The organism is Microcoleus sp. F4-D5 (genome assembly GCF_036704885.1).
GTDB lineage: Bacteria > Cyanobacteriota > Cyanobacteriia > Cyanobacteriales > Microcoleaceae > Microcoleus.
Window position 1 is genome coordinate 15,065 of the sequence record NZ_JAUBSX010000050.1, and the last position, 14,351, is coordinate 29,415.

6 protein-coding genes are annotated in these 14,351 nt (G+C 49.2%); 1 reads left to right on the top strand and 5 read right to left on the bottom strand.

The window, feature by feature from the left end:
- Nucleotides 1-20: 20 nt before the first annotated feature.
- Entirely contained in the window at nt 21-1,085 is a 1,065-nt protein-coding gene (locus QUA80_RS21360) for a TIGR03032 family protein (RefSeq protein ID WP_333427089.1), read from the bottom strand.
- A 284-nt stretch (nt 1,086-1,369) separates the two neighbouring features.
- Here QUA80_RS21360 and QUA80_RS21365 point away from each other — a divergent pair, with 284 nt between their 5' ends.
- Nucleotides 1,370-6,058, top strand: coding sequence for a DUF4347 domain-containing protein (locus QUA80_RS21365; protein WP_333427090.1), 4,689 nt, complete (start codon nt 1,370-1,372; stop codon nt 6,056-6,058).
- A 102-nt stretch (nt 6,059-6,160) separates the two neighbouring features.
- On the opposite strand, the gene cruG is transcribed toward QUA80_RS21365, so the two are convergent.
- The 4 genes from cruG to QUA80_RS21385 form a co-directional block, all read right to left on the bottom strand.
- The gene (cruG, locus tag QUA80_RS21370; RefSeq protein WP_333427091.1) at nt 6,161-7,363 is read right to left on the bottom strand and encodes a 2'-O-glycosyltransferase CruG; all 1,203 of its coding nucleotides are present in this window, start codon (nt 7,361-7,363) and stop codon (nt 6,161-6,163) included.
- 233 nt (nt 7,364-7,596) lie between these two features.
- Entirely contained in the window at nt 7,597-8,538 is a 942-nt protein-coding gene (cruF, locus tag QUA80_RS21375; RefSeq protein WP_333427092.1) for a gamma-carotene 1'-hydroxylase CruF, read from the bottom strand.
- A 167-nt stretch (nt 8,539-8,705) separates the two neighbouring features.
- Nucleotides 8,706-11,321: a CHAT domain-containing protein gene (locus tag QUA80_RS21380; protein WP_333427093.1), complete on the bottom strand. Its 2,616-nt coding sequence runs from the start codon at nt 11,319-11,321 to the stop codon at nt 8,706-8,708.
- Nucleotides 11,322-11,441: 120 nt separating this feature from the next.
- A complete protein-coding gene (locus QUA80_RS21385; protein ID WP_333427094.1) occupies nt 11,442-14,351 on the bottom strand; it encodes a two-partner secretion domain-containing protein in 2,910 nt (969 codons plus the stop codon).

A 14,351-nucleotide genomic window follows, 5' to 3' on the forward strand; every position in this document is an offset into this window, starting at 1 on the left:
ACATCTGCCACCATCTGCGGTTAAAGTTCCAAAGTAATTAACTGAGCAATTTCGTCAGTCTGAAAACCCAAAGCCATCGGCTTTTGTACTTCCGGGATTACTTGCACATCATAGAGTTCTGTGACAATTCCTTCAAAGCGCAACCAGTGAACGATCGCCCCATTTGTCAAATCGATCGCCATCATACCACAGCGAGCCTCAGCATCCTTGGCGAGCAACAACTCATCCAATTCTAAACCGCTAAAAGTGTTGTCACCTCCCCGAGGTTTCGAGAGTCCAACAATTGCCCAATTTTGCCAAAATGCCAGTCCTCGCACATATCCCGGACAAAACGCGATCGCCTCAAATTTCCCTGTATCTAAATCCGCATAACCGAATTCTCCTCTCCCCGAATTCAGCAACCACAACTTATCTCGATACCAGCGGGGTGAGTGCGGCATTGACAATCCCGTGACGATAATATCATTAGATTCAATATCAATAACTATACCGCCATTTTTTCTGCGATCGCGCCAGCCATCCACCACATCCGACTGACTCGAAGCTGTGACATATTTCGCTTCCCCTTCTACCATTGCCAAACCGTTGAGGTGACAGCGGTCTTCATTTATATATTGTGATATAAATTGCGGTTTCCAGAGAGGTTTGCAACTGTGGCGATCGCTCAAAGTAGCCATACAATTAAACAAAGTGCTAATAAAAATGATTTGATTATTTTTATCGACTGCGATATCGTGAATGTCGATATCTCCTGTAGTATAGCCGATTCTGGGTATATATAATTTATCGTATTCTTGGTATAAGTTACCGGATTCTAAGACATTATCTAATTGCCAGAGTTGATATTTTGAACTTAAATAAAGGCGTTCCGGGGTGCAGAAAAGCCCCATTGCGCGATCGAATATTCGCCAAAATGCCGAGATTCTGTTGGTTTCTGGCACAGCGCCGATTAACATTAACCTGCTGGTTTGATAGGTAGTGCAAGCGAGGCTGATTTGTTGTTGGGTTAACCAAGATGGCAAATCGCGATCGCCAAAAATCTCGTGTTCGTGGGCTGTATTGAAATTTGTGCGATCGTTATTCATAGAATCACTGAGCGTAATTGCCTAAAATCAATAATCTCATAAACCCGTCGCCGCGCCACGGTAAATCGCTTCGACTTTTGATAATTCCTGTAAAAATACCTAGAAGTATATAAAGATTTGTACATGAGGGAACTAAAGCACTGACAGTGCGCTCCAATCCTACTAAGTAGTAGTTAAAAATCTAGCGTGTTATTTGCCACCAGGTAGAAAGCCCGCATCTTAACTCAAATCAGGTGAGAGAGCCTTTGCTGCTCAACAAAGCATTCTACTGGAGGTAAAAACATATGAAAACTCTCGTTCAAATTAAGTCTCAAAAAAAAGTTTTTCCCACCGCTTGTGGCATTAGCAACCAAGCAACGGAAATAGTCATCCTTGACCCCACAATACCCGACAGCCACCACATAGCCTCTGGCATCAAACCGGGCACAGCAACCTACATCCTCGAAAGCCAGCCGGATGCCCTAGAGCAAATCACTACACTGCTAGCTCAGCATACAAGCATCGAAGCCCTACACATCATCACCCACGGCAGTCCCGGCAGCCTGTACTTAGGCACAACAGAACTTAACAGCAGCAACATCCAAAACTACAGCCAACAGTTGCAACAGTGGCGAAACAGTTTGACTGACAACGCCAGCATCATATTATATGGATGTAACGTAGCAGCCCGAGATAGAGGCCACAAATTCCTCACTCACCTGCACCAACTCACAGGCGCAAACATCGCCGCCAACACCGCTACTACAGGTAACAGCAAAAAGGGCGGCAACTGGGACATCCTCCAACTCATCCCCCCATCCCCGCAAACGCCCCAACTTGCCCTCACTGAAACCACCCTCAAAACCTACAGAGGCGTGCTAGGCTTCGCCCCCCAAGTCCCCTTCCCGACTGGCACTGGTCCCAGCTCCGTCAGCATCGGCGACATCAACGGCGACGGCTTCTCTGACTTAGCTGTGGCGAACTACTTCAGCAACACCGCCTCCATCCTGCTCAACACCACCGCCACCGGAGCCGCCACTCCCACTTTCGCCCCCCAAGTCACTTTCGCCACTGGCACTGGTTCCGACTCCGCCAGCATCGGGGACATCAACGGCGACGGCTTCCCTGACTTAGCTGTGACGAACATCTTCAGCGACACCCTCTCGATCCTGCTCAACACCACCGCCACCGGCGCCCCCACTCCCACCTTCTCCCCCCAAGTCACTTTCCCTACTGGCGCTGGCCCCAGCTCCGCCAGCATCGGCGACATCAACGGGGATGGAAAACCTGACTTAGCTGTGGCGAACGCCACCAGCAACACCGCCTCCATCCTGCTCAATACGACTACCACCGGAGCCGCCACTCCCACTTTCGCCCCCCAAGTTCCCTTCGCTACTGGCACTCGCCCCTTCAGCGTCAGCATCGGCGACATCAACGGCGACGGAAAACCTGACTTAGCTGTGGCGAACGCCACCAGCAACAACGCCTCCATCCTGCTCAATACGACTACCACCGGAGCCGCCACTCCCACCTTCGCCCCCCCAGTCCTCTTCGCAACTGGCACTCGCCCCAGATTCCTCAGCATCGGCGACATCAACGGCGACGGGAAACCTGACTTAGCTGTGGCGAACCTCACCAGCAACACCGTCTCCATCCTGCTCAACACCACCGCCACCGGTGCCGCCACTCCCACCTTCTCCCCCCAAGTCACCTTCCCTGCTGGCACTGGTCCCATCTCCGTCAGCATCGGGGACATCAACGGCGACGGGGAACCTGACTTAGCTGTGGCGAACTCCGGCAGCAACAACGTCTCTATCCTGCTCAACAACACCGCCAAAGTTACTGCTGTCACCGCCACCACCGCTGACGGCAGCTACGGTGTCGGTGCCACTATCGCCATCACCGTCACCTTCGATTCTGCTGTCACCGTCACCGGCACACCCCAACTTCAACTAGAAACAGGTACAACTGACCAATTTGCCAATTACGCCTCTGGTAGTGGGACTACAGCCCTCACCTTCAACTATGTAGTCCAAGCAGGAGACACTTCTGCCGATTTAGAATACTTCGCTACCAATTCCCTCACTCTCAACGGCGGCACGATTAAAGAGACTGTTGGTACAGCCTTTGACGCTTTCTTAACCCTCCCCACTACCGCCTCAGTTAGCTCTCTCGGTGGTAGTAAAGCCATAGTTATTGATACCCTTGCACCCACCATCACCAGCGTCACCTCTACCACCGCTGACGGCAGTTACAACACAACTAGCAATATCAACGTCACCGTCAACTTCAGCGAAGCCGTTACTTTAGCAGGCGGTAACATGAGTGTCGCCTTAGACACAGGTGGCACTGTCACCCTTGCACCTTTCACAGGCACATCTGCTGTGGGCATATACACTCCAGCAGCCGGACAAAATAGCACCGACCTCAACTCAACTGGGATCACTTTAGCCGTCGGGGCAACATTAAGAGATGCTGCGGGAAATAATGCAACAACATTGACTATTCCTGCGGGGCAGTCTTTAGCAAATAGCAAAGCCATAGTTGTAGACACCGTTGTCCCCACAGTTGCCTTAACATCCGCATCTCCAACAACCACAAACGCACCATTTTTAGTCACAGCAACATTCAGCGAAAGCGTCACCGGATTTATTGCCAGCGACGTTAATATTACTAACAGTACGATTAGCAATTTCACAGGTACCGGCACAACTTATAATTTTACCGTTACACCGAATGCTAGTGGCCCTGTCACAGTTGATGTCCCCGCCGCTACTGCCACTGATATTGCAGGCAATAATAATACCGCCGCCACTCAACTGACTCGCACTGCCGACTTTATCGCCCCCACAGTTGCCTTAACATCAACTTCAGCAACCACAGTCAACGCACCATTTAGCGTCACCGCCACATTCAGTGAAGATGTTACCGGGTTTGATAATACTGATATTAGCGTCGCCAATGCGACTGTCGGTAATTTTGTCACAGTTGACGCCAAAACTTACACCTTTGATGTGACTCCTACTGCTGATGGTAGTGTCACTGTTGATGTACTTGCGGCTAAAGCTACGGATAATGCGGGTAATAATAATACTGCGGCTACTCAACTAACTCGCACTGCTGATGTCACCGCACCTACTGCTAACTTGGGTGCAGTTTCTAACCTTACTACAGCGGGTGGTACAAGTCAGACATTGACAGTTACTTTCAGCGATAGTAGTGCAGTTGATGTTACCAGTTTAGATAATTCTGATGTTGTTGTAAATTGGTCAGGTGGCGCTATTCCTACTACCTTTGTTAGTGTTGATATTAATAGCAATGGTACGCCGCGTACAGCAACATATTCATTTACTCCGCCTGGTGGAATTTGGGATAATGCTGACAATGGTACTTACACAGTTAATTTGCAAGCATCGCAGGTGAAGGATGCTGTTGGCAACTTGTCTGCTGCTAGCAGTTTAGGTACTTTTGGCGTGAATATTGCAATACCAACACCAACTCCGGGACCTGTCCCAACACCAACTCCGGGACCTGTCCCAACACCAACTCCGGAACCTGTCCCAACACCAACTCCGGCATCTGTACCAACACCAACTCCGGCACCTGTACCAGTAACAACACCAACTCCTGCACCTGTACCAGTAACAACACCAACTCCGGCACCTGTACCAACACCAACTCCTGCACCTGTACCAGTAACAACACCAACTCCTGCACCTGTACCAGTAACAACACCAACTCCTGCACCTGTACCAGTAACAACACCAACTCCTGCACCTGTACCAGTAACAACACCAACTCCGGCACCTGTCCCAACACCAACTCCTGCACCTGTACCAGTAACAACACCAACTCCGGCACCTGTCCCAACACCAACTCCGGCACCTGTCCCAACACCAACTCCGGCACCTGTACCAGTAACAACACCAACTCCGGTACCAACACCAACACCTGCGCCAACACCAACTCCTGCACCATTGGTAACGCCAACACCCGCACCAAGCCCTGCGGAAACAGCGACACCGACGCCCTCACCAACACCCGCACCAAGCCCTGCCGAAACACCCACACCAACAACCAACAACATCCCCAACGATGACTGCATCTGCGATGACATTGCCTATCCCAATTTAAACCAACCGAATACGGTTGAAAACACCATACTTGGTGTATCGACAATTCAAATAGGCACTGCCAAAAACGATGAATTACTCGGCAGCAACAGCGGCAATATATTCGATGCCAAATCCGGGGATGACAACTTATATGGTGGCGACAGCAGCGACATCCTCAAGGGCAACACAGGCAATGATTTTATCAGCGGTGGCAGTGGCGAGGACATCCTATTTGGAGATGAAAATAATGACATTATTCTTGGCGACTTGGGCAATGATTTAATCTTTGGAGGCAAAGGCAATGACTCCATAAATAGCCGCGAAGGTAATGACATCGTTTATAGCAATAGAAATGATGACTTCATCGATGGTGGCAAGGATAATGACACCTTATTTGGAGGCAAAGGGAATGACATAGTGCTTGGTAGTCAAGGTGATGACTACCTGTTTGGCAACGAGGGTTCGGATACCATCTGTGGCGGGGGTGACAATGATTTCATCAGCGGTAACGAACAGGAAGATATCCTAGCAGGGTGTAAAGGAAATGATACCCTGTACGGAGGCGAAGATAACGATACTCTCACTGGTTGTCAAGGCGATGATATTCTTTACGGAGACTTGGGGAATGATAGTTTGATTGGCGGTAGCGGTAACGATATCTTTGCCTTAAAAGCGGGTCAAGGATTTGATATTATTGCTGATTTTACAAGCGGTCAAGATTTGATTGGATTAACAGGTGGCTTGAGTTTTAGCCAGTTAGCAATCACTCAAAATACTCAGGGAACTCTCATCAAAAATGTCTTGACAGGAGAGGAGTTAGGTGTGATGATTGGAGTGAATGCCAATGCGATTACATCGGCTAATTTCCGGTTGATTTAGGAAATCAAGAAAAGTACGATCACCCATTCGAGCCAAAAGAGCGATCCCAAAAGAGCGATCGCACTTCTACCAATTTTAAAAGGTCTAGCAAAAATTTAATGATTATTCATACTTTCGGCCGCGCCACTGAGTAGGCTGATTGAAAGCAGAAATGAGAATTCGCAAAAACGCCAGCGGATCGGCTAAAGGTGACAGCCAAAACAGCCATTTACCCGATGCCCCAGTTGTATCGTAGGAAGGTGCGATCGCCAAACACAAAGCCGATCGCACTGCCACCAAAAATACATTCAATCCCAACAGCCAAAAGTGGGGAAATACACCAACCGGCGGCAGCGAACCAAACAGCAAATAGCACAACACAACCGGCACGGGCAAACCTTGAACCGCCAGCAACAGCCACAAATCGCCCCAGATTTGACCGCTAGAAGCAGCATCTTTCAAATCGAGCGATCGACCCCATTCATTCCAAGTCTCGATCGCCCCCTCATACATCCGCACCTTCAACACCTTAGCCCCATCCAAAAAACCCACCTTAAAGCCCTTAGCAGCCGCATAGCGAGCCAAAGTCACATCATCGCAAAAAGAACCCCTCGCGACCTCATAGCCCCCCAATGCCACCAAAACCTCGCGCTTGCACAAGAAACACTGACCGTTCGCCATCACCCGTTCCGGCACATCGCCGCCAGTCCCCGTCGGCCCGAACCGATAAACCAAAGTCATTAACAAAGCAGGTTGCAGCCACAACTCCCCCGGATACTTGAGGATAAACTGCGGCGAGAGCGAAATCAAATCGTAATTTCCAGCCGCCGCCGTCTTCAGCAAACTCGCAATCAAGCCCGGATGCGGCACAGTATCCGCATCTATCCCCAAAATCCACTCGCACTTCTCGGAACTTGCCAAAAAACCCGCATTCAGCGCCCACGGACGCCCTACCCAACCCGCAGGCAGCGGGTCATCGTTAATCAAGCGAAACCGGGGGTCTTTTTGTGCTGCTGCTTTGACTAAATCTCCGGTTCCGTCTACCGAATAGCTGTCAACCACGATCGCTTCTCGGAGATCGTAACTTTGGCGGCTTAATCCTTCCAAACAAGGCGAAATTCGATCGGCTTCGTTCAAAGTCGGTACTACCGCAGTACAAGCACCTAACAAATCCAGCGTCGGCGAATCCGGTTCCAGGGGCGGGATGCGCGATGGACCTTTAATCAAACGCGACATCAGAATGGCCGCGGCGGGCAATTGCAGCAGCAGGAGTGCGGCAGGGATGATACTTGTCAGCAATTGCGAGAACAGGTGAGGGGCGATCATGGGATTTTAGATTTTAGATTTTAGATTTTAGATTTTCAATTGAAGAATTGGGAATTACGGTTGGTGTCAATTGAAAAAATTTAATCAAATTTTGACCTCAAACATATTACAGGAATTGGGAAGGATAAAATCGCCGCTGAAAAACCCGGTTTCTTGTAGAAACCGGGTTTTTAAACTAGCTCAAAAATTAGTGTAAGTTTTTGCTAAATCAGCCGCTGTTGCTCGCTAGCGACTTACTTTCGCAAAAGGCCCGCGGGCTGAGGTGGAATTTCAGCCGCGAGCACAGATGTATCCAAAGACGGCATTGTTTCAGTTACGTTAATTTCTGCGGGTTTAGCGATCCAGCTTAATGCGATCGCCGGAACAACACCCAGAAGCACCGCTAGCGATGTCGGGAACCAGAACCGAGAATCCAAGGAAGTGACAGTGATAATTGCTCCGAAACCAAAGTTTACCAAATAAACAATTAAGGGCAAACCCAATTCCGATCGCTCTAATTTAATCGGTGTTTTTCTCCACAAGAAAGCTGCAGAGGACATAAATAGCGCCCCCGTGCCCATCCAGCCAGCCAAATTGCGGTAAGGCATCCCAAAGAAAGCCCCAAGTTCCTCAAACTCCCAAAAAGGCACAGAAGTTTGACTCATCGCCGGATCTAGTACAAAATCCCAAGCTGTTAGCAGCAAAGCACCCAGGGCGATCGCCCCTATTTGGCGCACCCAGTTGAGTTCACCTTTACCGCCAGCTACTCCAGCGCGAGCAATTACATAGGAAACCAATCCCAGATAAAACCACGAGAGGGGAATTGTAAACGGAACCAGCCCTGCAATTTTGTAACCCAAACCGCTCAAATAGTGGTAGTTGCCGAAGGGAAAACCCGTACTCGTTCCCAACAACTCGCTACTCAAGGACAAAAACACAGAAGGCAGTAAAAAAGCCAGAGTTGCACCCAAACCCAACGTCCGGAAGGCATAGAGAGCAACCGCTGCTGCACCAAAGATGATATAAACTACTCCACCCCCAGCCATTCCCCACTGGAATAGAGTTTGCCCTGTTGGTGGCAAACTCATCACCAATTCGGGACGGGGTAAAACCAGCAGCAACCCTGCCAATCCAAAAGCCATTGAAAAGACGTGGGCAATCAGGCAAAAGCGCTCAGCAATCAAAAGTTGCTTCATGGGACTCCTCGAAAAAATATTAGATGCGGAAAGCACTCCCTAACAGTTTACAAACTTTAACAAAAAACCAACTGCATTTCAGTCAGTTGACTGTTGCCCCATGCCCGATGCCCGATGTCCGATGCCCGATGCCCGATGCCCGATGCCCAATTCCCCATTTCCGATAATTACTGCCAATTGCCCACAAGCACGAAAGGTGCCCAGAAATACGGATTCTGATACTGTTGGTTTTTCAGCAGCGTTAATTGAGCGTTGCGGAGGGCTTCAGCTTTGCTGGTTTTAGAAGAAGCAAGCTGTCGGTAAAACTCAGCCATAAAGATAGCTGTAGATTCGTCGTTGACTTGCCAAAGGGTGGCGGCGGTGCTGCGGGCACCCGATCGAATTGCGGCCCCGGCCAAACCCAAAGCCGCGCGGTTATCGCCCGAAGCAGTTTCGCAAGCACTCAAAACCAAAAGTTCGATCGGCTGTTGTTTCTCTCCAGTGCGGGCTCGCAGCAGTCGATCGAACTCCTTAACATTCACTTTCTGGTCCCAAGTCACAATAAAAGTATCCGCCGCATTCGAGCTAAACTGACCGTGAGTTGCCAAATGGACGATCGGGTAAGACAAAGCTTTAATTCGATCGTGCAACCGCCCGCTGACAAAATCTTGATTCAGCAGCGAACTCGCCGGCATCTCGGCAGCAATTTGCTGAATTTCCTGCGTCACCCCCGGCAAAGCCGAGAAGCCTTGACGCGCTTCCGAGAGGGCAGCGGTGAGCACTTTTAACTTTACTTGGCTCAGCGGTTTCGGTGCCAGCAGTTGCAGTCCCGGCGCCAAAGCAATACTGTATTTTTCTACCAAAAACTTTTCACCGTCGTGCAACACCGCCATCGGCAGATTTCGCAAATAACCGTCGAGCACAAATACCAGGGTTTTAATCCCGCTAGCCGTCAAATCCGCTTCCGCAGGGCGGATTAACCAGTCGTAAACCTGTTCGACGGGCAGCCTCCTGTCCCGGGGGAAAGCAGCGGGCCTGATGGTATTTTTGGCTTGTCTGAAGGCAGTTTCCAACTCGGCTTGAGACTTGTTAGTAGTGTAGCGGCGCAGGGGTTTGCCGGGAATTGACAAAATTACCTCCAAACGATCGCTCAAAATAATCGGATAAATCACCGCCGCTGTCGGATCGATTTCCTCGATCGACTTTGGTTTAGCATCAGCGCAAGCATCCCGAAAAAAGTTGTCCAATTCCGCCAACTGCAAAGATTCAACCGTTTGGCGCGCCAGTTTCAATTTAGCTTGACTCGGGGATTCCTCTTGCAAAAGCAGCCCGACTAATTCCCGATAAACCGGTTCGGCACTTTCCCGAAACGAAAATTGCACTTCGGGATTGACTGTCACCAAATCGCCCCGCAGAGAAGACAATATATTGACAGCTTGAGTATATTGATCGATCGCCCCTTCTGCATTTCCCTGACCTTTCCGAATCCGTCCCAATTGCCAAAACAATTGGTAAGCAATATCGGGAGATTGAAACGCCGGTGCTAAACTCAAAGCCTGAATTGTAAGATTTTCCGCTTTCTGATACTGCTTTTGGACTTCCGATAGTTTGCCTTTAGCTGCCAGAATATAAGCTTGTATCCGTTGGTCGCCCAAACTCTTTGCCGGTTCGAGAGAGCGATCGAGCATTGTGTCAATATCGCTTAAACTCAAAGTTTCTGCAGGCGACTGAGCTAATTTCATCAAGCTTTGAGCTAGATTAATTTGAGCGTAAAGTCCGGCGCGGTTCGACCCAAATTGAGCGGTTTGAGGTTCGATAGAACGCCACAAAACCTCTGCCTCAGACCATTTTTTGCGATCGACCAACAAACTCAATTGGTTTAACTTCGCCTGAATTTGTAGGATAGAGCGATCCGGCATCGCCTGGACCGATCGAGCATAATACTCTAGGGCCAAGCGTTCCCAGTCAGCCCGCTGTTTAGGTGTCAAACCCGGTTTATTGCTTTGAGCCCGTACCGTATTCCCCAAATTGAGATAAATTGCAGCCTCCTCTGGTCGGCTACCTAATTTTTGGGCTGCTTCGAGTCCCACGGACAGTAAATCTTGCGATCGTTCCAGTTGTCCCAAAACCCGCAGCACTCGCCCTAAAGCATGAATTGCCCGGACTTGTTCGAGAGAAACAGGCTGATTTTTCAAAGTTTCTAAACCCGCTGCCGAAACTTCGCAAGTTTGGTTTTCCAGCTTAAAAGAAGCTAACAAAAATTTGCAAGCTCTGGGGTAAAGTCCGAGAATTTCCCAAGCCCGACTTTGATTAATTTGAACTTGAAAAAGTTGATTTTTACTATCAAGCTGCTCAAAAATTTTAGCAGCTTGCTTCCAAATATCGATCGCATCTTGAGTCTGCCCCCGTTCGAGTTGCAACTGTCCTTGAATGTTGAGAGTTTCAGCCAAAATCCGCTGCTGTTCGGGAGTTTTTGCCTGTGTTCGCACAAGCGACAAACTCGAATTCACAGCTTGTTCTGCCTGTTCCCAAAGCGCTAACTGCCCGTAGGTTGCAGCTAAATTGCTCAAAGCTGTGGCGCGATCGAGATTTTCGCCTTTTGCCTCAAACTGCGCCGCCGCTTGCTGCAACAGCGGTACAGCTTCCGAAAAACGTTCCTCTCGGTACAGACTTCGAGCTTGACGGACAAGCTGCAGCGCTGGTGGTGGATTAACCTGAGCAACTCCGGGAGGAATCGCAACGGATAGCAGACAGGAAATCACAAATAACAGAATTACTTGTCGGAGCGATCGGGTAAACTTCATATTTAGACAATAAAATTACAACCGCAAACACACATACCAATTAACCCAAAGACATCTTATTCTTAATCTGCGTTAATCCGCGTCAATCCGCCTACATCTGCGGTCAAAAAACACTTAAATTCAACGCGACACACAAACAGAACTCGATCGAGGATTGCGATCGTCAGCAGCATTACCCAGATTGTATCCAACCAGAGTTACGTCCCCTTTCGCATTCACCACCCAACCTTGCGCCGGCACAACTTCCTCTTGCCGAAGGCCTTCTTCCCTCGAACCACTTCCACCCTCGAACTCAATCCCTTCTTCCTTCTTACTTCTTCCTGCCTCTTCCACCCAAGGAAACGGCGCTGCTGCAATGCTGAGGGCATCATTAGGACTCGCTGGCACTCCTCCTTTCCCAGTAGCAGTAAACTCGCTCTGTGCCCCTCGGATGCAGGGATTTGCAGCAATTAACGCAGCCGGATTCACCACATTTTGCGGCAGTTCCACTAAACCTTGAGCGGGATTCACCCCAGAAGCACTAAATGTTACAGTACCTTGCAAAGCCGGGCCGCTACTTTGAGAAATCGCCGCAATATCGCTGGTAGGAATTAAAGAAGTAGGACTTACTTGCAACGCTGCAAATTCAGCATCGGTTAATCCCAAATTACCTCGAACCTGTTCGCGAGTGACTGATGTAAACCCAAAAACATTGGGGACATTAATATTAACTCGACCACCTTGGGCCGATCGCGCATTAGCAGTAATATCGCTATTTTCATTAGGTAAAGCCACCAGAATATCGCTTTTAATGTTGATATTGCCACCATCAGAAATACTGGCATCAGTGGTAATTCTGCTCCCTCGGCGCAACTGAACATCCCGTGCTTCGAGGTTAATATTTGCTCCGGCACCGGATTCAGTTCTACCGTCAATGCTGCTTTGATTGTCAAGGGAAATTGAATCTGCTTTCACGTTAATGTTACCAGCCCGTGCTGAACCCAATGCTTGCAGATTGAGTGTTCCCCCATTGCGAAGAATCAATTGCCCGACATTCAGATTCAACGAACCTCCGTTAGCCGTAGCATTGGGATTTCTAACGCGAGAGGCAATCCCAACGGAAGTCTGAATTTGACTGTTAAATTCACCTTGACCCCCATTACCAATCACCTCTACACGCTCCGCATCGATCGTAATGCTTCCGGCATCTCCTTTGCCTAAAGATGCAGTAGAAATAACTCCCCCATCCCGGAGAGTCAGTAGGGGTGTAGAAATCTTTATATTCCCTCCCCGATTAGCTGCGTTGGCATCAGCGGAGATGAAACTGGCATTCCGACTCCCGTTCGCCAAAACTTCAGAAATACCCTCTATTGTTACTGACTCACTGGCCCTAACTGTCAAAGTACCTCCGCGCCCGCCCGTTGTATTCAACGGTTGGTTGCCCACAACTGAGCCGCTAGATAAACCAATTCCGCTTCCTTCAGAGATAATCAACCGCTTCGTGTCGATATTAATGTCTCCAGCTTCCCCATTCAAACCATTCGCTGTTGAGCCGATTAAGTTTGCTACGGGACTTCCAGCGGGAGTACGCAGCACTTCTACTGATTCAGAAGCTTTAATGTTGATATTCCCCGATTGTCCTCGATCGCGGGTAACGCTAATAAAAGCAGAATTATCGCGCACTGTTAAACGTTTTCCCTCAAAGGAGATATTTCCTCCCCTACCCGTACTCCCCAATAGTGTGCCGCTGTTGATTCCAGAAGCGACCAGATCGAAAATCCCGGCACGGATGCTAATATTTCCGGCGTTGCCAGCACCTAACGTGGTGCTAGTCAATGCGGTTCCGTTTTCTATCAGCAGTTTTCCGGTGTCGATCGTGATGTTTCCGGCATTTCCCGTGCCAGCAGTGCCAGTGATCAGGACAATTTGTGGGTCAAAAGGTTTGAACGAGCCAGATACCACATAGCTACCACCAAACACTCTATAGGTTTCCGATCCAAGCCCGATCGTTTCTACGGAGTCGGTAGCGCGGATGTCGATCGGGCCTCCGGCACCACTTCCGGCTGTCAGCGTGGAGATTTGCGTTCCACCTTGGGCCCGAAACTGTTGAGCGTTAATGTCTATGCCCTTGCCATCGATATTTCCCAAAGTCAGTCCATAAATTCGCCCATTGTTGAGGTTGACATTTCCACCTCGAATTTCGACTTTGCCACCACCGATTCCACTGGTGTTGAGCGCTGAGCCGTTGCTTATTTGAATATTACCAAAGTTGGAAATCTTGTCATAGTTTAAACTTAATCCCAATGGCGTTGCCCCCAATCCAACCATCCCCGGACTAGCGACGCTACCGAGCAAAATTTGTCCGGTTGATGCAGTGAGTGTTCCCTGATTTAATTCCAGATCTCCGCCCGCTAGGGCGATAGTTTTTCCTGGCTCAACTGCTAAGCCCGTGTTATTGAAAATCTGCGGGATTCCTGGGGGTAATTGTGGTAAAGTCAATGCTGGTGCTGCTGAATAGTTAAGAATTTTTCCCGGATTTTCTCGGAAGTTTAAACCGATAGGTATATTGACATTTAACAGGGGGATTGATTGGGGATTGCTGCTGCGGAATTGATAGCCATTATCGAAAACTACGCTATCAGCAGAACTTGCTAAAAATGAACCGCGCAAATCTAACCTCGCATTGGGACCAAAGAGAATTCCTCTGGGATTAAGTAAGAACAAGTTAGCATTACCTTGTACTCCCAGCACACCTAAAATATTAGAAGGATTGCCACCAGTAACGCGGGTGAAAATATTCGCAATCCCGTTAGGATTGGCAAAATATGCTCCTCTGCCTTCACCTACGTTAAACTCTCGTAAACTGTGAAATAAATTTACTCCGCGAGTTGCACCGCCTTCTATTCTGTCGGATGGTAAGTTATTAATCCTGTCGGCAACCGTGCGCGAACTTTCTGCACCCAAGCTAGGATCGGGGACTATTTGGGCGATCGCCGGGACAGGACACAGCAGTAAAAATGCACAAAATAGGGCGGAATATTGGCGGAGCAT